22 protein-coding genes are annotated in these 24,195 nt (G+C 66.5%); 15 read left to right on the plus strand and 7 right to left on the minus strand.

Annotated elements, in window-relative coordinates; genetic code table 11:
- Nucleotides 1-30: 30 nt before the first annotated feature.
- Nucleotides 31-801 carry a response regulator transcription factor gene (locus tag MNI96_RS03760; protein ID WP_249690532.1) on the minus strand — a complete coding sequence of 257 codons (771 nt, stop codon included), beginning with the start codon at nucleotides 799-801 and terminating at the stop codon, nucleotides 31-33.
- A complete protein-coding gene (locus MNI96_RS03765) occupies nucleotides 798-2,738 on the minus strand; it encodes a PAS-domain containing protein (protein WP_249690533.1) in 1,941 nt (646 codons plus the stop codon). The genes MNI96_RS03760 and MNI96_RS03765 overlap by 4 nt, the downstream gene beginning before the upstream one ends.
- Before the next feature lie 265 nt (nucleotides 2,739-3,003).
- On the opposite strand from MNI96_RS03765, the gene MNI96_RS03770 reads away from it, so the two are divergent.
- From MNI96_RS03770 to MNI96_RS03805, 8 genes are all read left to right on the plus strand, one after another.
- Nucleotides 3,004-4,992 (plus strand): AMP-binding protein, encoded by a 1,989-nt coding sequence (locus MNI96_RS03770; protein WP_249690536.1) that lies wholly within the window; start codon nucleotides 3,004-3,006, stop codon nucleotides 4,990-4,992.
- Complete coding sequence (locus MNI96_RS03775; RefSeq protein ID WP_249690538.1) at nucleotides 4,989-5,810, plus strand: ABC transporter ATP-binding protein; 822 nt, start codon at nucleotides 4,989-4,991, stop codon at nucleotides 5,808-5,810. Before MNI96_RS03770 ends, MNI96_RS03775 begins: the two co-directional genes overlap by 4 nt.
- A gap of 5 nt (nucleotides 5,811-5,815) precedes the next feature.
- Nucleotides 5,816-6,769: a branched-chain amino acid ABC transporter permease gene (locus MNI96_RS03780; protein ID WP_249690540.1), complete on the plus strand. Its 954-nt coding sequence runs from the start codon at nucleotides 5,816-5,818 to the stop codon at nucleotides 6,767-6,769.
- A 10-nt stretch (nucleotides 6,770-6,779) separates the two neighbouring features.
- The gene (locus tag MNI96_RS03785) at nucleotides 6,780-7,856 is read left to right on the plus strand and encodes a branched-chain amino acid ABC transporter permease (RefSeq protein WP_249690542.1); all 1,077 of its coding nucleotides are present in this window, start codon (nucleotides 6,780-6,782) and stop codon (nucleotides 7,854-7,856) included.
- 125 nt (nucleotides 7,857-7,981) lie between these two features.
- A complete protein-coding gene (locus MNI96_RS03790; RefSeq protein ID WP_249690544.1) occupies nucleotides 7,982-9,304 on the plus strand; it encodes an ABC transporter substrate-binding protein in 1,323 nt (440 codons plus the stop codon).
- Between the two features lie 121 nt (nucleotides 9,305-9,425).
- Nucleotides 9,426-10,262, plus strand: a complete 837-nt coding sequence (locus tag MNI96_RS03795; protein ID WP_249690545.1) for an ABC transporter ATP-binding protein — start codon at nucleotides 9,426-9,428, stop codon at nucleotides 10,260-10,262.
- Between the two features lie 112 nt (nucleotides 10,263-10,374).
- A complete protein-coding gene (locus tag MNI96_RS03800) occupies nucleotides 10,375-11,616 on the plus strand; it encodes a phenylacetate--CoA ligase family protein (RefSeq protein ID WP_249690547.1) in 1,242 nt (413 codons plus the stop codon).
- A gap of 145 nt (nucleotides 11,617-11,761) precedes the next feature.
- Entirely contained in the window at nucleotides 11,762-12,214 is a 453-nt protein-coding gene (locus tag MNI96_RS03805) for a response regulator (RefSeq protein ID WP_249690549.1), read from the plus strand.
- 30 nt (nucleotides 12,215-12,244) lie between these two features.
- Here the strand turns inward: MNI96_RS03805 and MNI96_RS03810 are convergent, their stop codons facing one another.
- Nucleotides 12,245-12,748: a response regulator gene (locus tag MNI96_RS03810; RefSeq protein ID WP_249690551.1), complete on the minus strand. Its 504-nt coding sequence runs from the start codon at nucleotides 12,746-12,748 to the stop codon at nucleotides 12,245-12,247.
- A gap of 278 nt (nucleotides 12,749-13,026) precedes the next feature.
- Here MNI96_RS03810 and hemH point away from each other — a divergent pair, with 278 nt between their 5' ends.
- The 3 genes from hemH to MNI96_RS03825 all read left to right on the plus strand — a co-directional run bounded on the left by hemH (nucleotide 13,027) and on the right by MNI96_RS03825 (nucleotide 15,719).
- Nucleotides 13,027-14,103, plus strand: a complete 1,077-nt coding sequence (gene hemH / locus MNI96_RS03815; protein WP_249691350.1) for a ferrochelatase — start codon at nucleotides 13,027-13,029, stop codon at nucleotides 14,101-14,103.
- Between the two features lie 156 nt (nucleotides 14,104-14,259).
- Complete coding sequence (locus tag MNI96_RS03820) at nucleotides 14,260-15,264, plus strand: SPFH domain-containing protein (protein ID WP_249690553.1); 1,005 nt, start codon at nucleotides 14,260-14,262, stop codon at nucleotides 15,262-15,264.
- Between the two features lie 2 nt (nucleotides 15,265-15,266).
- Complete coding sequence (locus tag MNI96_RS03825; protein ID WP_249690555.1) at nucleotides 15,267-15,719, plus strand: NfeD family protein; 453 nt, start codon at nucleotides 15,267-15,269, stop codon at nucleotides 15,717-15,719.
- A 117-nt stretch (nucleotides 15,720-15,836) separates the two neighbouring features.
- Here the strand turns inward: MNI96_RS03825 and MNI96_RS03830 are convergent, their stop codons facing one another.
- From MNI96_RS03830 to MNI96_RS03840, 3 genes are all read right to left on the minus strand, one after another.
- The gene (locus tag MNI96_RS03830; protein ID WP_249690557.1) at nucleotides 15,837-16,688 is read right to left on the minus strand and encodes an OmpA/MotB family protein; all 852 of its coding nucleotides are present in this window, start codon (nucleotides 16,686-16,688) and stop codon (nucleotides 15,837-15,839) included.
- Nucleotides 16,689-16,728: 40 nt separating this feature from the next.
- Entirely contained in the window at nucleotides 16,729-17,496 is a 768-nt protein-coding gene (locus MNI96_RS03835; protein ID WP_249690559.1) for a motility protein A, read from the minus strand.
- 157 nt (nucleotides 17,497-17,653) lie between these two features.
- A complete protein-coding gene (locus tag MNI96_RS03840) occupies nucleotides 17,654-18,661 on the minus strand; it encodes a KpsF/GutQ family sugar-phosphate isomerase (protein WP_249690561.1) in 1,008 nt (335 codons plus the stop codon).
- A 180-nt stretch (nucleotides 18,662-18,841) separates the two neighbouring features.
- Between MNI96_RS03840 and MNI96_RS03845 the strand changes: the two genes are divergently transcribed.
- From MNI96_RS03845 to MNI96_RS03855, 3 genes are all read left to right on the plus strand, one after another.
- Nucleotides 18,842-20,386 (plus strand): outer membrane beta-barrel protein, encoded by a 1,545-nt coding sequence (locus tag MNI96_RS03845; RefSeq protein WP_249690563.1) that lies wholly within the window; start codon nucleotides 18,842-18,844, stop codon nucleotides 20,384-20,386.
- Nucleotides 20,387-20,519: 133 nt separating this feature from the next.
- Nucleotides 20,520-21,755: a lytic murein transglycosylase gene (locus MNI96_RS03850; protein WP_249690565.1), complete on the plus strand. Its 1,236-nt coding sequence runs from the start codon at nucleotides 20,520-20,522 to the stop codon at nucleotides 21,753-21,755.
- Between the two features lie 4 nt (nucleotides 21,756-21,759).
- Nucleotides 21,760-22,449, plus strand: a complete 690-nt coding sequence (locus MNI96_RS03855) for an AraC family transcriptional regulator (protein WP_249690566.1) — start codon at nucleotides 21,760-21,762, stop codon at nucleotides 22,447-22,449.
- Here the strand turns inward: MNI96_RS03855 and MNI96_RS03860 are convergent.
- A complete protein-coding gene (locus MNI96_RS03860; RefSeq protein ID WP_249690567.1) occupies nucleotides 22,401-22,796 on the minus strand; it encodes a VOC family protein in 396 nt (131 codons plus the stop codon). The genes MNI96_RS03855 and MNI96_RS03860 overlap by 49 nt on opposite strands.
- 141 nt (nucleotides 22,797-22,937) lie before the next feature.
- Between MNI96_RS03860 and MNI96_RS03865 the strand changes: the two genes are divergently transcribed.
- Nucleotides 22,938-24,140, plus strand: coding sequence for an SGNH/GDSL hydrolase family protein (locus MNI96_RS03865; protein WP_249690569.1), 1,203 nt, complete (start codon nucleotides 22,938-22,940; stop codon nucleotides 24,138-24,140).
- Nucleotides 24,141-24,195: the final 55 nt, after the last annotated feature.

A 24,195-nucleotide genomic window follows, 5' to 3' on the forward strand; every position in this document is an offset into this window, starting at 1 on the left:
ATCACTGTCACTGAGGAGCGTGACCCGTCCCTATCCGGAGACCCAGTCCACCTGTGCGGTCAACATGTAGCCCGAGCCGTAGACCGTGCGAATGAGGGTGGGCGTGTCGGGGCGGGTCAGCTTCTTGCGGATGCGCGAGATGCGCACATCGATCGCCCGGTCCAGCGTGTCGTCGCGCCCGCCGTGTTCCAGCAGGTAGTCGCGGCTGAGGACCCGGCGGGGGGCCTTCAGCAGCGCTGTCAGGATCGCCGCCTCGCCGGTCGACAGGAACGTCTCTTCGCCGTCCGGATCGACGAGGCGGTGGCTTTGCGGTTCGAACCGCCAGTTCTCGAACCGGGCGAACTCTCGCGGCACCCGCTCGCCGCTCTCGCTGCTGCCCGTTGTCGCCGCCGGTGCGGCCCGGCGCAGCAAGGAGCGCACCCGCGCCACGATCTCGCGCGGATCGAACGGCTTCACCACATAATCGTCGGCGCCGAACTCTAGCCCCATGATCCTGTCGGAAGCATGGGCACGGGCGGACAGCACGAGGATCGGCACGGGGCCCCGCGCCCGCACGCGGTTGATCATCTCCATCCCGTCCATGTCGGGCAGGCCGAGGTCGAGGATGATCGCTGCCGGCATGCGCTGGCCGATGGCGACCAGGGCGGTGTCGGCGGTCGCGAAGACCTCCGTGCGGAACCGATAGGTGGAGAGCGTGTCCGCGAGCAAGGCCCGGATCTCCGCCTCGTCCTCGATGATGAAGACGAGCGGATCCGTGCCGGCAGCAGCGTCTCTTCCCTGGATCGGGTCGGGGTGGTTCATGAAGCAAGTATCTCGTTCATGGTCCGTGCAAGCAGGCGGCTGGAAAAGGGTTTCGGCAGCACCGGGCAGTCCGGGGCCTGTGCTTCCCGCGTCGGGCCCTGACGGTAACCGGTCATCAGCGCGACCGGAAGACCCGGCCGCCGTTTTCTTAGCTCGGCAACAAGTGCGATGCCGTTGGTCTGGCCCGGCATGACGATGTCGCTGAGGACGGCCCGGATGTCCTCGACGTCGCGGACGAGGTCCAGCGCGTCGTCCGTGCTGCCGGTCACCAGTACCGAATAGCCGAGAGCGCAGAGCTGGTCGCGGACCACGTCGGCGACATCGGTGTCGTCATCGACCACCAGCACCAGCTCGCCGTTGCCGTTGGCGGCCGGTTCGCTCTCCACGCTGTCCTGCGGTCCGGGTTGGGCGTCGATCATCGGGAAGGCGAGGCGGATGACGGTGCCGACGCCCGGGGTGCTGTCGATCAGGATGCCGCCACCGCTGCGCCGCACGCAGCCATAAACGGTCGGTAGGCCAAGGCCGCTCCCCGTTCCGAAGGGTTTGGTCGAAAAGAACGGGTCGAAGGCCTGCCGGCGCACTTCCTCGCTCATCCCCTCACCGTTGTCGCGCACCTCGAGCAGCGCATGTGGTCCCGGCGCGACGCCGAAGCGGTCGGCTTCGGCCCGGGTGAGTTTGGAGCAGGTGAGCGAGATCGCGATGGTGCCGCCGGAGGGCATGGCGTCGCGGGCATTGAGCACCAGGTTGACCAGCGCGTTCTCGAACTCCGCCGGGTCGACGCGCACGATCGCATCGCAGGCGGCAAGATCGAGCGCGAGCTCGACTGACTTCGGCAGGGAGCCGGCGAGCAGCCCTTCGACATTCGCGGTGAGCGGGGCAAGCCGCATGGGGCGCACGTCGGAGGCGTCGCCCCGAGCGAAGGCGAGCAGGCGCCGGGTCAGGTCGGCACCTCGCTGGGCGGCCTGGTGAATGGGATCGAGATGCGTGGCAAGGTCGGGCATTGCAGGAATGTCCACCTTTCGCCGCAGCGCCAGCACGTTGCCGATGATGATCGTCAGCAGGTTGTTGAAGTCGTGGGCGAGCCCGCCGGTCAACTGGCCGACCGCCTCCATGCGCTGGGCCTGGGCCAGGGCCGCCTCGCTGCGCTTCTGTTCGGTCGCATCCAGCGACAGCACGAAGCAGCCGAGCACGCGCCCGTCCAGCGTGCGGTCGGGGATGAGGGTGGAGCGCATATGCGCGACCACGCCGTTGGGGCGGGTGCGCGAATATTCGTAGGAGACCGCCTGGCCCTGGAACGCCTTCTCTATGTGCGGCCCGAGCCGGGCATAGAGGTCGGGGCCGAGCACCTCACCGACGTGACGGCCGGCGATGGATTCCACCGTCTGGTCGAACCACTTGGCATAGCGGCGGTTGGCGAAACGGTAGATCGGGCCGGGGCTGATATAGGCGACCAGCGCGGGGATGTTCTCGGTGACCAGCCGCAGCCAGTCCTCGCTCTGGCGCAACTGGTGGGTCCGCTCGGCGACGGTGCGTTCCAGCGACGCCTGGTGCTGCCGCTCGCGGGTGATGTCGGTATAGGTCGTGACGAAGCCGCCTTCGGGGAGCGGCGCACCGGTCACCATGACCACCTGCCCGTCCGGGCGCACCCGCTCGAATGTGTGCGGCTCGAACAGTTTTGCCCGCTCGACCCGGCGAGCGATGATGTCTCTGACATCGCCCGGACCGTATTCGCCGCGCGCCGCATTCACCTCCAGGAAGGCGGAGAGATGCGTGCCGCGCCGGGCGAGATGCCAGGGAAACTCGAGCATCGAGAACAGCTGCCGGTTCCACGCGACGAGGCGCAGGTCCGCGTCGAAAACGGAGAACCCCTGGTTGATGTGGTCGAGCGCCGCCTGCAACAGGTCGAGCCGCTCGCGATACAGGTCGCGGCGTGTCATGGGGCGAGTTTAGCCGGCCCTTCGCAACTGTCGATATCGTCTCTCGTCGATAATCGGCTCCCCGGCCGCTGAAACAATTCGTTGCAATTGGCACATACTGGCGCAACGCTGGGGCCCTAGCGTTGCCTTTAAGCGAAAATCCGCGTCAACCCGTGCCGAGTCTCCGACAAGAGAGAAGGGGTTGCCGCCGCAGGGGGGCATTCGTGTCCCGGCAACGCTGAAACGAACGACCCCGAAAACGGGGCGTCCAGAGGGGAAGAAACGCATGGCAGGGTCGCCCGTCGTCGAGCGCCTCGACGAGGACACCTTTCCGAAGATTCTTCTGCGCAATGCCCGTGTCTTCGCCGACCGGCCGTCCATGCGCGAGAAGGATCTCGGAATCTGGCAGACTTGGACCTGGTCGCAGGTGCTGGAGGAAATCCGCTCCTTTTCGATCGGTCTTCAGGACGCCGGCTTCAAGCCCGGAGACAGGATCGCCATCATCGGCGCCAACCGTCCGCGGCTCTACTGGTCGATGGTCGCGGCGCAGTCGCTCGGCGGCGTGCCCGTTCCGCTCTATTCGGACTCGGTCGCCGAGGAGATGGCCTATGTCCTGGAGCATGCGGAGGTCCGCTTCGCCTGCGTCGAGGACCAGGAACAGGTCGACAAGCTTCTGTCCATGTCGGAGCTGTTGCCCAAGCTCGAGCATATCGTCTACGACGATCCGCGGGGCCTGCGCGACTACGACCACACCCGGCTTCATTCCTTCGAGCAGCTGCAGGTGAACGGCCGCGCCGCGCTTGCCGCCGACGGCGCGCGCGAAAAGGCCTGGCTCGACGGCATTGCCACGACCAAGGGCGCCGACCTTGCGGTTATGCTCTATACCTCCGGCACCACCGGCCGGCCGAAAGGCGTAATGCTGTCCTTCGACAATCTCGTCATCTCGGCGCGAAACGGCAATGCCTTCGATAAGCTGAACGAGACCGAGGAGACCATCGCCTACCTGCCGATGGCCTGGATCGGCGACCACGTGTTCTCGCTGGCCCAGGCCTATCTGGCCGGCTATTGCGTCAACTGCCCGGAGAACATGGAGACTGTCCTGTCGGACCGACGCGAGATCGCTCCGACCTATTTCTTCGCGCCGCCTCGCGTCTTCGAGGGTCTTTTGACCCTCATCATGGTCCGCATGGAGGATGCCGGGCGGCTCAAGAAGAAGATGTTCGACAGCTTCATGGCGCTGGCGCGCCGGGTCGGCGAGCCGATCCTCAACGGCGAGAAGGTGTCGCTGGTCGACCGGCTGCTCTACCAACTCGGCGAGTTCATGGTCTACGGACCCTTGAAGAACCAGATGGGTTTCACCCGGCTGCGCGTCGGCTACACCGCCGGCGAGGCGATCGGCCCGGAGATCTTCCGCTTCTACCGCTCGCTCGGTCTCAACCTGAAGCAGCTCTACGGCCAGACCGAAGCCAGCGTTTACATCACGATGCAGCCGGACGGCGAGATCTTCGGCGATACGGTCGGCATGCCGGCGCCCGACGTCGAGATCAGGATCGCCGAGAACGGCGAGGTGCTCTATCGCTCGCCGGGCGTCTTCGTCGGCTATTACAAGAACGATGAGGCGACCCGTACCACCAAGACCGAGGATGGCTGGGTGCTGACGGGCGATGCGGGCTTCATCGCCGACAACGGCCATCTCAAGATCATCGATCGCGCCAAGGACGTCGGCAAGCTCACCGACGGCTCGCTGTTCGCACCGAAATACATCGAGAACAAGCTGAAGTTCTATCCCAACGTGAAGGAGGTGGTGGCCTTCGGCGACGGGCGCGACTTCTGCGCCGTCTTCGTCAATATCGACCTGACCTCCGTCGGATCCTGGGCCGAGCGCAACAACGTCAACTACGCCTCCTACCAGGAGCTGGCGGCGCATCCGCAGGTCTACGAGATGATCTGCAGCCATGTCGACGAGGTGAACCGCGACCTTGCCAACGAGCCGATGATGGCGGGGGCGCAGATCAAGCGCTTCCTGGTGCTGCACAAGGAGCTCGACGCCGACGATGGCGAGCTGACGCGCACGCAGAAGGTCCGACGCTCCTTCATCGCCGACCGTTACGCCCCGCTGATCGAGGCGCTCTACGACGGTTCCACCAGCAAGCATGTGCGCACCGAGGTCACTTTCGAGGACGGTCGCAAGGGCGCGATCGAGGCGACCGTCGAGATCCGCGACATGCAGACCTATCCGGCCGCGGGCAGCGGCCTCAGGGAGGCGGCAGAATGAACGCCTTTGTCGATCCCGTCGGTATGGCCGGACATTCCGGCCTGACCAAGGGCGAAGTCCTTCTGCGCGTCGACAACGTCTCGTTGTCCTTCGGCGGCGTGAAGGCGATCACCAACATCTCCTTCGACATCCTCAAGGGCGAGGTGAGGGCGATCATCGGGCCGAACGGCGCCGGCAAGACGTCGATGCTCAACGTCATCAACGGCTTCTACCATCCCCAGGAGGGGACGATCACCTGGCGCGGCCAAGTCCGGCGGAAGATGAGGCCCTACGAGGCGGCGAGCCACGGTATTGCCCGCACGTTCCAGAACGTGGCGCTGTTCAAGGGCATGACCACGCTCGACAACATCATGACCGGCCGCGGCCTGAAGATGAACAAGAACTTCTTCTGGCAATGCCTGCACTGGGGGCCGGCGCTGAACGAGGAGATCGAGCATCGCCGCAAGGTCGAGGAAATCATCGACTTCCTCGAGATCCAGGCGATCCGCAAGACGCCGGTCGGCCGGCTTCCCTACGGTCTGCAGAAGCGGGTGGAGCTGGCCCGGGCCCTTGCCATGGAGCCGGAGCTCCTGCTGCTCGACGAGCCGATGGCGGGCATGAACCTGGAGGAGAAGGAGGACATGAGCCGCTTCATCCTCGACGTGAACCAGCAGTTCGGCACGACGATTGCGCTGATCGAGCACGACATGGGCGTGGTCATGGACCTGTCCGACCGCGTCGTGGTGCTCGACTACGGCCGCAAGATCGCCGACGGGCCTCCTGAGGAGGTGCAGTCGAATCAGGATGTGATCGACGCGTATCTCGGGGTCCCGCACTAATGGACATGCTCTACAACATCCTCATCGACCCCTTCGTGCAGATGGTCGACGCACCGGACTTCCTGATCCAGGTGGTCTGGGAAGGTTTCGTCGCCGGCGTGCTCTACGCCCTGATCGCGCTCGGTTTCGTGCTGATCTACAAGGCCTCGGGCGTCTTCAACTTCGCGCAAGGCATCATGGTCGTGTTCGCCGGCCTGTCGCTGGTCGGCCTGCACGAGAAGGGGGTGCCGGCCTGGCTGGCCCTGATCCTGGCAATCGGCATCATGGCGATCCTCGCCGTGTGCATCGAGAAATTCGTCATGCGGCCGCTGGTCGGCCAGCCGGACATCATCCTGCTGATGGCGACCATCGGTATGACCTATTTCCTGATCGGCCTCGGCGAGGTGATCTTCGGCGGCGAGCCGAAGCAGATGATCACCTCCGAACTCGGACTGCCCACGGGATCGACGGCCTTCGAGATGGGCGAGCGCGGGCTCGTGATATTGCAGCATATCGACATCGCAGCGGCGGTCATCGCGCTGCTGATGGTCGGCGGCCTTGCAGTGTTCTTCAACCGTACCCGCATCGGCCGCGCCCTGCGCGCTGTCGCCGACGACCACACGGCGGCCCTGTCGGTGGGCATCTCGCTCAACCAGATCTGGGCGATCGTCTGGTTCGCTGCCGGCATCGTCGCGCTGGCCACCGGCATCATGTGGGGAGCGCGCTCGGACGTTTCCTTCGCGCTTGAGATCGTGGCGCTCAAGGCGCTGCCCGTGCTGATCCTTGGCGGCTTCACCTCCATCCCCGGCGCCATCATCGGCGGGCTGATCATCGGCATCGGCGAAAAGATCGGAGAGATCTACTGGGGCAGCCTCGTGGGAGGCGGCATCGAAAGCTGGCTTGCCTATGTCATCGCGCTGATCTTCCTGCTGTTCCGTCCGCAGGGCCTGTTCGGCGAAAAGATCATCGAGCGGATTTGAGGAGCCAGCCATGTTCTATCGTGAAGCCGGCCAGTACAAGACGAGCTATGCCGCCGACCAGCAGATCTTCCCGATCCGCCAGGATCGTATCGGCATTGCCGTCATTCTCGTGATCGCCCTCCTGCTGCCGCTGGCGGCGAGCGAGTTCATGCTCTCGGCCATCGCCATTCCCTTCCTGGTCCTGGCGCTCGCCACGATCGGTCTCAACATCCTGACAGGCTATGCCGGCCAGCTGTCGCTGGGCACCGGCGCCTTCATGGGAGTGGGCGCCTACAGCTGCTACAAGCTTGTGACGATTTTCCCGGAGGTGAACGTCATCGTCCACATCCTGCTGTCGGGTACCTTCGCCGCGGCCGCGGGCGTGGTCTTCGGCCTGCCGTCGTTGCGCATCAAGGGCCTTTACCTTGCCGTGACGACGCTCGCGGCGCAGTTCTTCCTCGAGTGGTGCTTCATCCGCATCCCGTGGCTGTACAACTACAATTCGTCCGGCGCGATCGAGGTGCCCGGGCGTGAAGTCTTCGGCACGCTGATTACCGGCCCGGCGGCCAGCGGCACAGCCCGCTACTACGTGGTCCTGGCCATCGTCGTGGTGATGACCCTGCTCATCAAGAACCTGATCCGCGGCCGCGTCGGCCGGCAGTGGATGATGATCCGCGACATGGACATCGCCGCCGAGCTGATGGGCGTGCGCCCGCTCATCGCCAAGCTCTCGGCCTTCGCCGTGTCGTCCTATGTCTGCGGCGTCGCCGGCGCGATGTTCGTGTTCTTCTATCTCGGCGCCTCGGAGCCGGCGGTGTTCTCGATCACCCTGTCGTTCCAGGTGCTGTTCATGGCGATCATCGGCGGCCTCGGCTCGCTGGTGGGCTCGTTCTTCGGCGCGGCGTTCATCTGGATCCTTCCGATCCTGCTGCGCGTCGGCCTGCCGGCTCTGGGTGTCGATGTCGCCGCCGAGACGGTTTTCCAGGTCGCGCAGATGGTCATCGGCGCGCTCATCATCTTCTTCCTGATCGTCGAACCGCACGGGCTGGCCCGGCTGTGGGCGATCGGCAAGGAGAAGCTCAGGGTTTGGCCGTTCCCTTACGCGTGATCGGGGAGGATCCGCGCAGGAGGGGCCCACCCTCAGGCATGCCATCGGGGCGCGAGCCGGACCCGGTCCAAATGGCGAGGCTCCATTGGCAAGGCCCCACAAGGGGCACGAACGGGAGGAAAGACATGCGAATGAGAACTCTCCTGGCGGGATCGGTCCTGGTGGGCCTGGCGGCGTCCTTCGCCGCCCCGGCTCTCGCCGAGGACTCCGTCTACATCCAGCTGCCTACCTACCGGACCGGCCCCTATGCCGGCTCGGGCATCCACATCGCCAACGGCATGTCCGACTACCTGGCGATGATCAACGAGCGCGACGGCGGCGTGAACGGCGTCAAGATCGCCTTCGACGAGTGCGAGACCGGCTACGACACGCAGAAGGGCGTGGAGTGCTACGAGCAGGCCAAGGCGAAGAACACGCTGGTGTTCAATCCGTGGTCGACGGGCATCACCCTGCAGGTGATCCCCAAGTCGTCGGTGGACAAGATCCCGGTCCTGTCGATGGCCTATGGCCTGTCCGCGGCGGCCGACGGCAACACCTTCCCGTGGGTGTTCAATCCGCCGGACACGTACTGGGACGGCCTGTCGGCTATCATCAAGTATATCGGCGACCAGGAAGGGGGCATGGAAGGCCTCAAGGGCAAGAAGATCGGCTACATCTTCCTTGATGCCGGCTACGGCCGCGAACCGATCCCGCTGCTCGACAACCTCGCCCAGAAGTACGGCTTCGAGGTGCTCCAGTACCCGGTCCCGGGCAAGGAGATGCAGAACCAGTCCTCGCAGTGGCTGTCCATCCGCCGCGACCGTCCCGACTATGTCGTGATGTGGGGCTGGGGCGCCATGAACCCGACCGCCGTCAAGGAAGCGGTGAAGAACCGCTTCGACATGTCGAAGTTCATCGGCGTGTGGTGGGCCGGCGGCGACGAGGACGCACGGGCCGGCGGCGCGGGCGCCAAGGGCTACAAGTCCGTCAGCTTCAACAATGTGGGTGCCGACTATCCGGCGCTGCAGGACATCAAGAAGCTGGTCGTGGATGCGGGCAAGTCGCATACCCCGGCAAACACCGTGGGCGAGAACCTCTACAACCGCGGCGTCGTCAATGCGGTCTACATGGTCGAAGCGATCCGCATCGCCCAGGAGATGACCGGCAAGAAGGTGATCAACGCCGAGGACATGCGCGTCGGCCTGGAGAACCTGAAGATCGACGAGGCACGCCTGGAGGCCATCGGCCTGAAGGGGATGATCGCGCCGATCGAGATCACCTGCGCCAACCACTCCGGTCACCATTCGCTGTTCATCCAGGAATGGGATGGCGAGAAGTGGACCCCGGCGACCGACTGGTTCTCGCCGATGACCGAAGAGGTCACGCCCATCCTGATGCAGGCCTCGAAAGACTACGCGACGTCGAACGCCCCGTGGCCGACGCGTGAGGATGCCTGCCCGGCCAACTGAGCCAGGCCGTCTTCGAGAAAACTTCGGTCCGCGGCATGGCTGCGGACCGGTATCAGACCCGCCGGCCCGCGCCCTATCCGCCCGGGCCGGCCCGCCCAACGCCTAGCGCCGGAAGACTGACATGGACGCCAATGCACGGCAGACCGAGACGTCCGCTTCGACCATCCTCGCGGTGAACAACATCGAGGTGATCTACAATCACGTCATCCTGGTGCTGAAGGGCGTTTCGCTGACCGTGCCGGAAGGCGGCATCGTCGCCCTGCTGGGCGCCAACGGCGCCGGCAAGACCACGACGCTGAAAGCGGTGTCGAGCCTTCTGCAGGCAGAGCGCGGCGACGTGACCAAGGGCAACATCGTCTTCAAGGGCGAGCAGGTGCAGGCGCTGTCGCCGAGCGACCTGGTGCGCCGCGGCTGCATCCAGGTCATGGAAGGCCGCCACTGCTTCGGCCACCTGACCATCGAGGAGAACCTTCTGACCGGCGCCTTCACCCGGCGCGACGGCGATGCGGCCGTCAAGGCCAGTCTCGAAAAGGTCTATGCCTATTTCCCGCGCCTGCGCGAGCGGCGCGGCAGCCAGGCCGGCTACACTTCGGGCGGCGAGCAGCAGATGTGCGCCATCGGCCGTGCGTTGATGAGCAAGCCGAACATGATCCTGCTCGACGAGCCGTCGATGGGCCTTGCCCCGCAACTGGTCGAGGAGATCTTCGAGATCGTCAAGGAGCTCAACGAGAAGGAGGGCGTGTCCTTCCTGCTTGCGGAGCAGAACACCAACGTCGCCCTGCGCTACGCCACCTACGGCTACATCATGGAGTCGGGACGCATCGTGCTGGACGGTACCGCCAAGGCGCTGCGCGAGAACGAGGACGTCAAGGAATTCTACCTCGGCGTCGGCGGCGAGGGGCGTAAGTCGTTCCGGAATGTGAAGCACTACAAGCGCCGCAAGCGCTGGCTCGCCTGAGCCGGCACAGCGTCCAGCCACAGCAGCAGGCCGGCGCGGGGCAGGGAACCCGGCGACGGAGACGCGGAAGGTCCATCCTTTCGCCCTGCCCAGAGTTCACGAGGAGCGCGTCATGAGCGCAGAGCATTTCGACACCCTGGAGACCCGCGAACCGGGCGAACGGGACGCCGACCTCTTCGCGCGGCTTCCCGGCCATGTGGCCGATGCAATGGCGAAGGCGCCCGGCTGGGCCCGCCACCTCGAGGGATGCGACCCGGCCTCGCTCGTCGACCGGGCAGCGCTCGCCCACCTGCCGGTGCTGCGCAAGCCGGACCTGATGGCAGCGCAGGCGCAGACGCCGCCCTTCGGCGGGTTCGCGACGGCGCCGCTATCTGCCATGGGGCGGATCTTCATGTCGCCCGGTCCGATCTGGGAACCGCAGGGCGGCGAGGTCGATCCCTGGTCGGCTGCGCGCGCCTTCTTCGCTGCCGGATTCCGTGCCGGCGATATCGTCCACAACGCCCTGTCCTATCACCTGACGCCGGGCGGCTTCATTCTCGATCACGGCGCGCGGGCGCTCGGCTGTGCGGTATTTCCCGCCGGCGTCGGCAATACGGAGATGCAGGTCGAGGCGATCGCTACCCTGCGCCCCACCGGCTATGCCGGCACGCCCGACTACCTGAAGATCCTGCTCGACAAGGCGGCCGAGCTCGGCCGCGACGCCTCCTCGCTGCAGCGGGGCCTGGTGTCCGGCGGCGCGCTGTTCCCCAGCCTGCGGGCGGAATATCGCGAGCGCGGCATCGAGGTGCTGCAAGCCTATGCGACCGCCGATGCCGGCGTCATCGCCTACGAGGCGGCGGCCGACCAGGGCATGGTCGTCAACGAGGGCGTGATCGTCGAGATCGTGCGTCCGGGCTCCGATGTGCCGGTGCCGGAGGGCGAGGTCGGCGAGGTCGTGGTCACCAACTTCAACCGCGCCTATCCGCTCATTCGCTTCGGTACGGGCGACCTATCCGCCGTGCTGCCGGGGCGTTCTGCCTGCGGGCGCACCAACATGCGGCTCAAGGGCTGGATGGGCCGGGCCGATCAGCGCACCAAGATCAAGGGCATGTTCGTCGACCCCAGGCAGATTTCGGAACTGCTCGGCCGGCACCCGGAAATCACCCGTGCCCGGCTGATCGTCGAGCGTCAGGCGGAGCAGGATGTCATGCGCCTTGCCTATGAGGCCGAGGCCCATGGCGACGGGCTCGATCAGGCGATTTCCGCCACCTTGCGGGAGGTGACCAAGCTTTCCGGCCGGGTCGAGCGCGTGTTGCCCGGTGCCCTGCCGAACGACGGCAAGGTGATCGCCGACGAGCGCAACTACGAGGCCTGAAGGCGCCCCGGAGACGGCCTCTCCAGGCGGTGCCGTCGTCCTCGCCCCTTGCGCAGTTGCAACGCCCTGGCCTATGCAAGAGGATCCCGGTTGCACGGGACCCGATGGCGATGGCCGGCGGACGGCCTCAGGTGCGAGCGATACCATGCAGGATGAAGCGGAAAAGGCTGCCGACAGCGCTTTCGTGTTGCTGGTCGAGGACGATCCGGACGACGTGACCATCATCCGCCAGTCGCTGAGAACCTCCAGCGTGCCGGTGCGTCTCGAAGTCGCCTCGGACGGTGCCGAGGCGCTCGACCATCTCAACCGGGCGGTCGCGGCCGGGTCTCCCGCGCCGGATCTCATTCTGCTCGACCTCAACCTGCCGGTGATGACGGGAACCGAGTTTCTGGCCAAGTTGCGCCAGCATGCCCGGCTCAGCGCGGTGCCGGTCTGTGTCTTCACCACCGCCGACGATCCGGTGACCATCCGCCGGGCCTATGCGGCAGGCGCCAATGCCGTCGTCACCAAGGCCGACAGCCTGGCCGGCATGAGCGAGGTGCTGCACACCATCGTCGAGTTCTGGTTCCGCGTCGCCGAGCGCTATCGCGGCGAGTGATCGGGCCTGACCTTCTCGCCTAACCCACTTCTAGAGGTAGACGACCTCGTAGGCACCGTTTTCCGGGGCGGGCTTCGGCTCGGGGCCGGCAACGGGCTCGGGTTGGGCAAACGGCCGCATGTCGACTCTGGCGTCGGGCGCCGCGTGGTCGATCGGCCGAGCGAGGGCGGCGTCGATATGCGACTTCAGGACCTGCAGCGAAAACGGCTTCACGACCACCGACTGGGCGCCGAGCGTTGCCGCCTTCTGCAGGAGTGCCAGGTCGACATGCGCGCTGATGATGATCGCCGGCGTTGCGGCGGTGACCGGATTGTCGTGCGCGCGCAGTCGTGCCAGGAACTCGGCGCCGTCCTGCCGCGGCATGCGCCAGTCGATCAGCATGGCGTCGAAACGGTGCAGTTTCAGGAGCTTTTCGGCCTCCAGGCCATCGGACGCTTCGGTGACCGCCTGGAAACCGAGATCCTTCAGCATGCCGCGCAACAGCCGGCGCGTGAATGCGCTGTCCTCGATGAGAAGGACCTTCTCGTTCTTCACGGCATTTCTTCCCGGTAGACGGCTTGCAGGCGATTCCCGCAACCGGGAGCCATGGTCAAGCCTTGGTATTATCGACAATTTTGACGATCTGTTTTGAAAGGACCGTTAACGCGGCATGCGGCTGAAGCGATTGTTTGGCTGCGTCAGCCTGTCGCGCTCGCGGATGAACCTTCCCGGCAAGGCCTGCGTAGAAACATCTAGGATATGGACCATCCGGCTTTTGCGCCTTATGTGCCGCTCAGCCGGGCCGGAATGTGATCGGGAGCCAGATGGACAGCATGAGCGTGATGGACGACAGCGAGCGGGAAACGAGACGTCGCCAGATGGGCAAGGTGCAGCTGCCGGGTGGCCATCCCGGCGTCAAGGCGGGCAAGATCGGCGTGCTCATCGTCAATCTGGGCACGCCCGACGGCACCGATTTCCGCTCCATGCGCCGCTACCTGAAGGAGTTCCTGACGGACAAGCGCGTGATCGAGTGGCCGAAGGCGCTGTGGTACCCGATCCTCTTCGGCATCGTTCTCAACACCCGGCCGAAGAAATCCGGCAAGGCCTACGAGGAGATCTGGAACCGGGAACTCGACGAATCGCCATTGCGCACGATCACCCGTTCGCAGTCGGAAAAGCTAGCCGCCGCCATGGCCGGCGTCGACGAGCGCATCGTGGTCGACTGGGCGATGCGCTATGGCCAGCCGTCGATCCCGGACCGGCTGACGAAGTTGCGGGAGCAGGGTTGCGACCGCCTGCTGGTCTTCCCGCTCTATCCGCAATACTCGGCCTCGACCACGGCGACCGTCAACGACGTGGTGTTCCGCGAGCTGTTGAAGCTGCGCTGGCAGCCGGCGCTGCGGACCGTGCCGCCCTATCACGATGACCCGGTCTATATCGACGCGCTGGCCAGTTCGATCGAGAAGACGCTTGCCGGCCTCGACTTCGAGCCGGAGACGGTGATCGCCTCCTATCACGGCATCCCGCAATCCTATTTCCGCAAGGGCGATCCCTATCACTGCCACTGCCACAAGACGACGCGGCTGCTGCGCGAGCGGCTCGGCTGGTCGGAGGACAAGCTGAAGATCACCTTCCAGTCGCGCTTCGGTCCCGAGGAGTGGCTGCAGCCCTACACGGACAAGACCGTGGAGGCGATGGCCAAGGCCGGCACCCGCAGCATCGCGGTGATGAATCCGGGTTTCGTCGCGGACTGCCTGGAAACGCTGGAGGAAATCGCCGGCGAGGCCGGGGAGATCTTCCACGAGAACGGCGGCGACAATTTCGCGCATATCCCGTGTCTCAACGACAGCGACGACGGCATGAACGTGATCCGGACCCTGGTGCAGCGGGAGCTTTCCGGCTGGATCTGAGCCGTTCGCAGCGGTCTTCTTCACCATCGCATGACGCTTGCGCTTGCAGATCGGGGCCCGCCGGGTACATGTAACGGCGGGCCGTCCGGTTGCGCGCGACCGGCCTGCAATCCGTTCCGCCGCACGGCAGTGCGGCCCTGGTGAAGGTGACGCAAGATGCTCGAAGGCCTTTTCGGTTTCGATATCCTCGTGCTGGTGCTGCTCGTCCTGCTGGTCCTTGTGGTCCTGGCAGGCGTCAAGACTGTGCCGCAGGGCTACAACTACACCGTCGAGCGCTTCGGCCGGTATCGCAAGACGCTGACCCCGGGCCTCAACATCATCGTCCCCTTCGTCGACCGCATCGGCCATCAGATCAACATGATGGAGCAGGTGCTCGACGTCCCGACGCAAGAAGTGATCACCCGCGACAATGCCACGGTGAGCGCCGACGGCGTCACCTTCTACCAGGTGCTGGACGCGGCGCGCGCGGCCTACGAGGTCTCGGGCCTGGAAAACGCGATCCTTAACCTGACCATGACCAACATCCGCTCGGTCATGGGCTCGATGGACCTGGACGAACTGCTGTCCAACCGCGACGAGATCAACGCCCGCCTGCTGCGGGTGGTGGACGCGGCGGCCTCGCCTTGGGGCATCAAGATGACCCGCATCGAGATCAAGGACATCAACCCGCCGCGCGACCTCGTCGAGGCGATGGGCCGGCAGATGAAGGCGGAGCGCGAAAAGCGCGCCTCGATTCTGGAGGCGGAGGGCAAGCGGGCCTCGGAGATCCTGCAGGCGGAAGGCGAGAAGCAGTCGCTGATCCTGGAGGCGGAAGGCCGGCGCGAGGCCGCGTTCCGCGACGCGGAGGCGCGGGAACGCTCCGCCGAGGCCGAGGCCAACGCCACCCGCATGGTCAGCGAGGCGATCGCTGCCGGCGACATGCAGGCCATCAACTATTTCGTTGCCAACAAGTATGTGGAGGCGCTCGGCCAGTTCGCCCGTTCGCCCAACCAGAAGCTCCTGATCCTGCCGACCGAGACCACGGCCGTCCTCGGCTCGCTTTCGGGCATCGCCGAGATCGCCAAGGAGGCCTTCGGCACTGACCGCTCATCGTCGCGCACGCGCGGCAGCGTGCCCACGACCAGCGGGCCTTCGCGCGACGGCAGCGAGCCGCGGGGATGATCATGCTCGAGCGTCTGGTCATGGAGTTGGGCCCATGGATCTGGTGGATCGGCGGTCTGCTCTTGCTCGGCCTCGAGGTTCTGGCGCCGGGAACGTTCTTTCTGTGGTTCGGGCTCGCGGCCATCGTCGTCGGCACACTGGCGATCCTCGTCGAAATGCCGTGGCAGCTCGAGATCGTGCTGTTCGGATTGCTGTCGGTCGTCGCCGTCGTCGTCGGGCGTATCTATATGCGCCGGCAGGGCACCGAGGGCGAGGAGGCCGGGCTCAACCAACGCGGTGCGCGCATGGTGGGCCGCGAATTCGTGCTGGCCGCGCCGATCTCGGGCGGGCAGGGCTCGGTCCGGGTCGACGACAGCGTCTGGCGGGTGAGCGGGCTCGACTGTCCGGCCGGCACGCGCATCCGCGTGGTCGGGGTCGACGGAAGCACGCTGGTGGTCGCGCCCGTCGAGGGCTGACCGGCAAGCGTGCCTCAACGACTTGTCACAACAAGTGCAAGCAATGCGAAAGGGCCGGGAATTCCCGGCCCTTCGTCGTGTTCGGTTGCGCCTTCCTGCCGCCGGCCGGCCCTAGCCTTAGGGATTGTGGCCGAGCGGGATCGGCGGTTCCTCGCGCATCAATAGGATGCCGATGCGCCGGTTGGCGGCGAGATAGGGATCGTTGGGGAACAACGGCTCGCTGTCGGACTTGCCGACGACGCCGTAGAACCGGTCGGCGGGCACACCGTATTCGGTTAGGATCTGGCGTGCGGCATTCGCGCGGTCGGCCGAAAGTTCCCAGTTGGTGTAGCTTGGATTGATCGCGATGCCGCCCGACGTGGTGTGGCCGGTGATCTGGATGCGGTTCGGCATCCGGCCGATGACCGGGGCCATCTTCGCCAGCAGCCGGCGGGTCAGCTCGTACGGATATTTCGAGCCTTCCGGGAACATCGAGCGGCCGTCCTGGTCGACGAGGCTGATGTTCAGGCCCTCCTCGGTCTCCTCCAGGATGATGTTGGAGGAGATCTCGGTGATGTCGGGCATTTCCTGCCAGGCTTGGCGCAGGGAGGCCGCGGCGGTGGCGAACTGGCGCGGATGCTCGATGTCCGACTCGCGCACGTCGTGGGTGTTGGCTTCCGGGCCCTGCTTCAGGCGCTGCTCGTGGCGTTCCTGCGAAAAGTCGGAATCCACTTCTTCGGGAACCTGACTGACGTCTTTCATATAGTCGCGGACCGGGATGCCCTCGACCTCGATGATGCCGGTGCGCCGGGAGGTTTCCTTGACGCCGAAGGCCTCGCGCATCGAGCCGGCGACGATCTGCAGCTTCTGCTTGTCCTGGATCGAGAAGGAGATGATCAGCACGAAGAAGCACACGAGCAGGGACATCAGGTCGGCGAAGGTGACCAGCCATTCCGGGGCGCCGCCGCTTGCGTTTTTCTTTCTGGCCATGATGCACCGGTCTCCGTCGCGTGAGGTGTCGTGCCGTGGATCAGGCGGCTTCCGCGAACTCGGCGCGGGCCTTTTCCGGCAGGTAGGCGATCAGCATGTCGCGGATCAGGGCCGGGCTCTTGTTCTCGCGGATCTGCAGGATGCCGTCGATCACCAGGGTCTGGTTGACCTCTTCCGTCTCGAATTTCGAATCGAGCTTGTCGACCAGCGGCAGGCAGACGACGTTGGCGATCAACGCGCCGTAGAGCGTCGTCAGCAGCGCGATGGCCATCGACGGGCCGATGGTCGAGGGGTCGTCCATGGTCGCGAGCATCTGCACCAGGCCGACCAGGGTGCCGATCATGCCGAAGGCGGGCGCGGAATCGCCGAGCGCCTTGAAGATCTTGCGTCCTTCCTGCAACCGGTCGAGATAGAGGTCGCGGTCGCGCTCCATGGCGTCCTTGATGAACTCGCCCTCGTACCCGTCGGCGATGTATTGCACGCCCTTGGCCAGAGTCGGATCGCTCACCTCGACATTCTCAAGTCCCAGCGGTCCGGATTTACGGACGATGTCGGCAAGGCTGCTGATCTCCTCGATCAGGTCGCGCGGATTGGATTTCTTGTGGGTGAAGGCGACCTTGCCGCCGGTTACGAATGCGCTGCCGATGCCGGCCAGGGGAAAGCGCACCAGGGTTGCCGCGGACGCACCGCCAATGACGATCAAAATCGAAGGCATGTCGATGAATTGCGTGACATTGCCGCCGATGAAAATGGCGACGAGGACGACCGCAAATGCCGCAATGATGCCGATGATCGAACCGAGATCCATGCCGTGCCATTCTCCGAACAAACCTGTGGTCCGGTCGTGGACCTGGAGGCGATCATAGGCAGGGCGTGGCTAATCAATCCCTAAAGGGATAACGGGAAATTCGCTGCGCAATCGGAAAAAATCGCGAGGACGGGCGCTGCTTGGCATCAAGAATGCCTCAGGCGACACCGTGCCGCAGCAGATCGTGCAGGTGGATGATGCCGACCGGGCGGCCGTCCTCGACGATGAAGACGGCGGTGATCGAGGTCCGGTTGAGGAACTCCATCGCCGAGGCCAGCAGCATGTCGCCGGGGATCGTCTTCGGCGCGCGGGTCATGACGTCGCCGGCGGTCTTGTCGAGGAAATCGTGGCTGAGATGACGGCGAAGGTCGCCGTCGGTGATGATGCCGACCAGCAGTCCGGCCTCGTCGACGATGCCGAGCACGCCGAAGCCCTTCTGGGTGATCAGCACGATGGCGTCGCGCATGGTCGTCGCCGGCGTCGCGAGGGGGAGTTTCTCGCCGCCATGCATCACGTCGCGGGCGTGCAGCAGGCTGGCGCCGAGCCGGCCGCCGGGGTGATAGACCTTGAAATCCTGGGCGGTGAAGCCACGCGCTTCCAGAAGCGCAATGGCGAGCGCATCGCCCGTCGCCATCTGCAGGATGGTGGAGGTGGTCGGCGCCAGGCCGTGCGGGCAGGCCTCCTCGACCTTGGGCAGCGCCAGCACGATGTCGGCGGCCGTTCCCAGCGCGCTTTCGGCGCGCGAGGTGATGGCGACCAGCGGCACCTTGAAACGGCGCGTATAGGCGATGGTCGCGGCCAGTTCCTGCGTCTCTCCGGACCAGGACAGCGCCAGCACCACGTCGTTGTCGGTGATCATGCCGAGATCGCCGTGGCTCGCTTCCGTCGCATGGACGAAGGAGGCCGGCGTGCCGGTGGAGGCGAGCGTTGCGGCGATCTTGGCGCCGACATGGCCGCTCTTGCCGATACCGGTGACGATCACCCGGCCGCGGGCGGCGGCGATGGTCGCGACCGCGCGGGCGAAGGGCTCCGACAGGCCGTTGCCGAGTGCCGCCTTCAGCGTCGCCAGCCCCGCCGCCTCGGTCTCGATCGTCCGCAGGGCGGAGGCACAGGCGTCCTGGCCGGCGCTGGCGGGGGAGGCGTCGAGGGCTAAGGGTGCGGTCATGAAGCGGATCCGGCCGTGTCGATGTTCGATTGCGCCCGTCTTACCCCTCAGCCGGGGGCTTTCGCAAGGGCGGCGGACGAAGCGCCGGCACGGCGTGCTCAACGCTCCGTTAACCTTAACAGACCATTATCGTGGCCAAAGTAGGCCGCAGCCCGGCCGCATGTCGCTTCTGGATCGAGAATGACACGGACCGCCCTTTCCGCTCTTGCCGTAGTGGCGCTGCTTTCCGCGCAGCTGCCCATGGCTGCGCGCGTCCAGGCGCAGGACACCGGTTTCGGGTCGGGCTCCGGTTCGGCGCCCGGCTCGGGTTCGCTGTTCGGCTCCGCGCCGCTGGGCGCGTCCACCGATGCCGGTTTCGACGGCGAGGCGGAGGACAGCGTCGACCCGCTGGGCCGCGAGGACGGCGTTTCCGCGCAAGGGCGCGCCGGCACCCGCGGCACGATTTCCGAGATCGGCCCGGGCGCGGGCGAGGAGCCGCAGGCGCTGGCGACCACCGGACGCGCCGAGCCGGTCCAGCCGTTTTCCGAGCGGCTGCGCGCGGTGCAGAGGCGCTCGGCGCTGGCCGGCGGCGGGCGCATCGCCAACACCGCCTATGCCGGCGACACGACGCGGGACGAGCCGCGCGGCATGCGCGTCGGCTCCTTCCTGCTCTATCCGGAACTGTTTACCGGCCTCGGCTGGTCGGACAACCGGGCGGGCGATGCCAACGGCGACAGCGGCGCGACCTATCGCATCGCGCCGAGCCTCAGGGTACAGTCCGACTGGTCGCGCCACAGCCTCGGCATCAATTTCCGCGGCAGCTATACCGGCTATCCCGACAGCACCCTGGAGGCCGATCCCAACGTGTCGAGCGATGCCTTGCTGCGGCTGGAAGTCGGCGAGCGCAGCGAGATCGACATCTCGGGCAGTTACGGCCTGTCGATGCAGGACCGTGGCACGGCCGAATCGGCCGGCGGCGACCAGGAAATCCACACGCTCGGCGGTGGACTGGCGCTGCGCCGGGACCTCGGCCTCGTCGGTGCGGAGCTGCGCGGCGAGGTGGATGCGACCTATTACCAGGGCGCGGGCGGGGCGGCGGCCAATCGCGACCGCGACAATGCGCTGTTCACCGCGACCTTGCGCGTCGACGGCAATACCGGCGCGACGGTGACGCCCTTTGCCGAGGCGAGCCTGCTGGCCCGCCGTTATACGGATGCCTGTACCAACCTGGCGCTGTGCGAGGACCGCGATTCCTCCGGTTATGGCCTAAGAGCGGGTCTTGCCTTCGACAATGGCGGCAAGATCTCCGGCGATATCGCCGTCGGCTGGCGCAGCGAGACGCTGGACGACGCCCGCCTGGCGCGGCTGGAGGGCATGACGGTGGACGGTTCGCTCGTCTGGTCGCCGACCCGGCTGACCACGGTGACGGCACTGGCCAATACCAGCTTCGCGCCGTCCTCGCTGGCCGGAACGCCGGGTTCGGCCGCCTATTCGGGCGACCTGCGGCTGGCGCACGGCTTCAGCGATGCGCTGAGCGGCGAGGTCGGCGTCGGCTACACCTGGCGCGACTATACCGGCCTCGTGCTCACCGAGCAGGAAGCGCGGGCAACCACCGCGCTGACCTGGGCGCTGACGTCCAACGTGGCGCTGCAGGGCCGTTACACATTCCGCCGCTTCATCTCGAGCAATGCGGGATCGAGCTACGATTCGAACACGATCGAGGCGGGGTTGAGATTCCGCCACTGAGGCATACTTGCCGACAGGGGCGGTGCGGCCGGCCTGTCGGTCCGGTCCGGAAATCCGGGGCGTCGGGGGGCGAGGGAACCGGGTCTGCACACCGCAAGCAGGCCGTTCCACCGGGAGACGATCAGGAGTGTCGATGTTTTTGTTTCAGAGCCATGCAAGGGGGCCGGCCCGTACCGCGCGGCGGCTGGCCGGTGCGCTCGGACTTGCCCTGACGCTATGCCTGCCGGCCGGCGCGGCGATGGCCGATGCCGGCTTTACCCGCTGGGTCGAGGGATTCTGGTCGACGGCGCGGTCGGCCGGCGTGTCGCAGGCGACTTATCGCCGGGCGTTCCAGGGCATGACCCCGGACGAGGACACGATCCGGCTCATGAACCGGCAGTCGGAATTCGTGAAGCCGATCTGGGAATACCTGGACAGCGCCGTCTCCGATACGCGCGTCGAGAACGGCCGCCAGATGCTGGAGACCTATGCCCGCGAGCTGGCGGTGATCGAGAGCCGTTACGGCGTCGAGCGCCACGCGGTCGTGGCGATCTGGGGCATGGAGACCAACTACGGCAACTTCATGGGCAAGCACTATGTGGTGCGGGCGCTGGCGACGCTGGCCTATGCCGCGCCGCGCCGGCGCGAGTTCTGGCAGCGCGAGCTGGTGACGGCGCTGCAGATTCTCGATGCCGGCCATGTCTCGCCCGACCGGATGGAAGGCTCCTGGGCCGGCGCCATGGGCCATACCCAGTTCATGCCCTCCAGCTGGAAGCAGTATGCGGCCGACTATGACGGCGACGGCCGGCGCGACATCTGGACCAACATTCCCGATGCGCTCGCCTCCACCGCCAACTACCTGAAAAAACACGGCTGGCAGGGCGGCAAGACCTGGGGTTACGAGGTCGAGCTGCCGCGCGGCTTCGACTATACGCTGGCCGATACCGACCGCACGCTCGCCGACTGGTCGCGGATCGGGGTGCGCCGGCCCGGCGGACGCAACTTCCCGCGCCCGTCCGACAATGCCGAGCTGGTGCTGCCGGCCGGGGCGTCGGGTCCCGCCTTCCTGATGCTGAAGAACTTCTTCGTCATCAAGCGCTACAACAACGCGACCGCCTATGCGCTGGCCGTCGGCCATCTTGCCGACCGGATCCGCGGCGGCGGACCGTTCGCCCGCCAGTGGCAGCGCGATGCCCTGCCGCTGTCGAAGCCGCAGGCGGAGGAACTGCAGACGCTGCTCAACCGGCGCGGCTTTTCCGTCGGCACGGCGGACGGACAGGTCGGTCCGGCAACCCGGCGCGGCATCCGGGCCTATCAGACGGCGGCCGGCCTGATCCCGGACGGCTATGCCTCGGTGGCGCTGCTGGAACATATCCGCAGCGGACGCTGAGCCGGTGAGGGACGGGGCCGCCTTCTTCGCCTGGCGGCATCTGGCGACGGCGCCCGAACGGGCGCCGGTGCTGCCGGACGGCTGCCGCGACGTGCTGGTGCTGCGCCCGGCGGGTGCAGCGCCTCGGGTCGTCCTGACCGAGTTCGACCTTCGCCCGCGCATCGCCGAGCTGGCGGCCGGAACGCTGATCGAGGGCTTTCGCCTGAGGCCGGGCGCCAGTGTTTCGCCGCAGGTTCTCGCGGAAATTGGCCGCAAGGCGGTGCAGGGCCCGGGCGAGGGGACGACGGAGATCCTCGGCAATGCGCTCAGTGATCCGCAGGGCGAAGACGGCGACGTCAGTGCCGCGATCCGTCTTCTGGCCGGGCCGGGCGAAAGCCTTGCCTCGGTCGCAAGCGGCCTCGGCGTGTCGCCGCGCTCGCTGCAACGGCGGTTCCGGGACAGGCACCTGCCGCCGCCCGATCACTGGCGCCTGCTGGGGCGGGCACGCAGGGCGGCCGGGCGGCTGTCCGGTGCCGCCGCGCTGGCGGAGATCGCGGCGGAATGCGGCTTTGCCGACCAGGCGCACATGACGCGGGAATTCGTCCGCTGGTTCGGGACGAGCCCGGAGCGGCTGCGCCGCAACGCGGGCCTGCTGGGCCTCGCCTGTCAGCCGGCGCTCGGCAACTGGACCGGCGAGCAGATTTCCACCAGGTAGCCGTTGGGATCGCCGACATAAGCGGTGGTCTGTCCCCATTCCTCGCGGCGGGCGTCCTGCAGCAGCGTGGCGCCGGCCGTCAGCGCCCGCTCCAGGGCCGAGTCCACGTCGTCGGTCTCGAAGGCCAGCTCGAAGACCGGCGCCTTCGCATCGGCAGCGGCCGGCGTCTTGCCGAGCTGGCGCATCAGGGACCTGGAGGAAAAGGCAAGGCGGGTCTCGCCGGTCGCCAGTTCGCCGTAATCCCCGCTGTCATGCAGGAAACCGCGGGTCAGCGCGAAGGCGCGCTCGTAGAAATCCATCGTCGCCGGGACGTCGTCGACATAGAGGATCGTGTATCTGAAGATCATGTTCTTCTCCGAAAAACGGGTGGAGGCCTGCTATGGCAAGGCTGGCGAGGCCCGTCTTGAAGGATCGCGACAGGCGGGCAGTTCCGGCCGTCCAAACGGAATCTGTTCCCTTCCTGCTGCAAGGGCCTTAAAATCGATACCATGACGATCTTCGCGTCCATCTCCGGGAGCTGTTCAGACAGGCCCGTCCGCCCTTCGGCGCGCGGTCGTTTCCGGCTGGCCGCATTGGTGGCGCTGGTCACGGCATTCTGCCTGCTGCTGCCGGATCTACAACCCGGCAGAACCGCGGATTTCGGTCCGGTTTCGGTGATGGCGCAGAACGGTCGGCCCATCGTCCAGCCGGGAGATTCGCGCGATTCAAGCTTCCATCCGCTGTCGCCGCTGCTGCGTCTGTTCGGCGTCGAGAACAGCCGGCGCCGCACCCGCATCCAGGAGCGCGAGCCGCGGCAGCGACTGCAGCCCTCGCGCGAGGCGGTCCGGCCGGTCGTCGTCGAGGTGCCGAAGGAGGCCGACGCGCGGGTGGTCCTGGTGGTCGGCGACGGGCTGGCCGGCGAACTGGCGGAGGGACTGGAGGCGGCCTATTCGGAAGTACCGTCGGTGCGCGTCGACAGCCTGTCCATCGCCGATGCCGGCCTTGCAGGCGCGGGCGCGGCAACGCTTGGCGACCGGATCCGCGGCATCATCCAGGGGCGGCGCGTTGCGGCCGTCGTGGTGCTGATCGGCTCGCTCGACGTGCGCGACATCACGACGGAGACCGGCACTGCGCCGTTCCGCAGCCGGGAGTGGAACACCCTTTACGGCCAGCGGATCGGCGATCTGGTCGGGGCCGCGCGGGCGCAGCGCACGCCGGTCGTCTGGGTCGGCCTGCCGCCGCCCAAGGGCGTCGCCCGGCGCAACGATTTCGCCCATATCAACACGGTCGCCAAGCAGCGCGCGGACGCCGCCAACGCCATCTATGTGGACGTGTGGGACGTGTTCCTCGACGAAAACGGCGGCTACACTTCCTATGGTCCGGACGTGGAAGGCACGCGGCGGCAGCTGCGCTCGGCCGACGGTATCGGCTTCACCTGGCACGGCCGGCGCAAGATCGCTTTCTTCGCCGAGCGCTCGATTGCCCGCATCCTCGGCTCGTCCGGGGCCTTCGCCTTCGAGGGTGTCGAGGACGATCCCAATTTCATCGTGCTGACCGGGCGCCAGGGCGCGCCGGAAACGGTGCTGGCCGGCGGCGAGAACGCCAAGAACGCGCCGGTGGTCGACACGCCGCAATACCAGCTGATCGTGCAGGGCACGCCGATTGCGCCGCAGAGCGGCCGCGTCGACGATTTCCGCAGCGCCGCGCCCTGACCGGCGGCCGCCGCCACGGGCCATCGCCCTCCGTGTATTTACGTAATTACCTAAT

The organism is Stappia sp. WLB 29 (assembly GCF_023507705.1).
GTDB lineage: Bacteria > Pseudomonadota > Alphaproteobacteria > Rhizobiales > Stappiaceae > Stappia.

Bases quoted from the DNA above. Each gene is read 5' to 3' on its own strand.
- MNI96_RS03760 (WP_249690532.1), bottom strand. From the start codon at position 801: ATGAACCACCCCGACCCGATCCAGGGAAGAGACGCTGCTGCCGGCACG.
- MNI96_RS03765 (WP_249690533.1), bottom strand. From the start codon at position 2,738: ATGACACGCCGCGACCTGTATCGCGAGCGGCTCGACCTGTTGCAGGCG.
- MNI96_RS03770 (WP_249690536.1), top strand. From the start codon at position 3,004: ATGGCAGGGTCGCCCGTCGTCGAGCGCCTCGACGAGGACACCTTTCCG.
- MNI96_RS03775 (WP_249690538.1), top strand. From the start codon at position 4,989: ATGAACGCCTTTGTCGATCCCGTCGGTATGGCCGGACATTCCGGCCTG.
- MNI96_RS03780 (WP_249690540.1), top strand. From the start codon at position 5,816: ATGCTCTACAACATCCTCATCGACCCCTTCGTGCAGATGGTCGACGCA.
- MNI96_RS03785 (WP_249690542.1), top strand. From the start codon at position 6,780: ATGTTCTATCGTGAAGCCGGCCAGTACAAGACGAGCTATGCCGCCGAC.
- MNI96_RS03790 (WP_249690544.1), top strand. From the start codon at position 7,982: ATGCGAATGAGAACTCTCCTGGCGGGATCGGTCCTGGTGGGCCTGGCG.
- MNI96_RS03795 (WP_249690545.1), top strand. From the start codon at position 9,426: ATGGACGCCAATGCACGGCAGACCGAGACGTCCGCTTCGACCATCCTC.
- MNI96_RS03800 (WP_249690547.1), top strand. From the start codon at position 10,375: ATGAGCGCAGAGCATTTCGACACCCTGGAGACCCGCGAACCGGGCGAA.
- MNI96_RS03805 (WP_249690549.1), top strand. From the start codon at position 11,762: ATGCAGGATGAAGCGGAAAAGGCTGCCGACAGCGCTTTCGTGTTGCTG.
- hemH (WP_249691350.1), top strand. From the start codon at position 13,027: ATGAGCGTGATGGACGACAGCGAGCGGGAAACGAGACGTCGCCAGATG.
- MNI96_RS03820 (WP_249690553.1), top strand. From the start codon at position 14,260: ATGCTCGAAGGCCTTTTCGGTTTCGATATCCTCGTGCTGGTGCTGCTC.
- MNI96_RS03825 (WP_249690555.1), top strand. From the start codon at position 15,267: ATGCTCGAGCGTCTGGTCATGGAGTTGGGCCCATGGATCTGGTGGATC.
- MNI96_RS03830 (WP_249690557.1), bottom strand. From the start codon at position 16,688: ATGGCCAGAAAGAAAAACGCAAGCGGCGGCGCCCCGGAATGGCTGGTC.
- MNI96_RS03835 (WP_249690559.1), bottom strand. From the start codon at position 17,496: ATGGATCTCGGTTCGATCATCGGCATCATTGCGGCATTTGCGGTCGTC.
- MNI96_RS03840 (WP_249690561.1), bottom strand. From the start codon at position 18,661: ATGACCGCACCCTTAGCCCTCGACGCCTCCCCCGCCAGCGCCGGCCAG.
- MNI96_RS03845 (WP_249690563.1), top strand. From the start codon at position 18,842: ATGACACGGACCGCCCTTTCCGCTCTTGCCGTAGTGGCGCTGCTTTCC.
- MNI96_RS03850 (WP_249690565.1), top strand. From the start codon at position 20,520: ATGTTTTTGTTTCAGAGCCATGCAAGGGGGCCGGCCCGTACCGCGCGG.
- MNI96_RS03860 (WP_249690567.1), bottom strand. From the start codon at position 22,796: ATGATCTTCAGATACACGATCCTCTATGTCGACGACGTCCCGGCGACG.
- MNI96_RS03865 (WP_249690569.1), top strand. From the start codon at position 22,938: ATGACGATCTTCGCGTCCATCTCCGGGAGCTGTTCAGACAGGCCCGTC.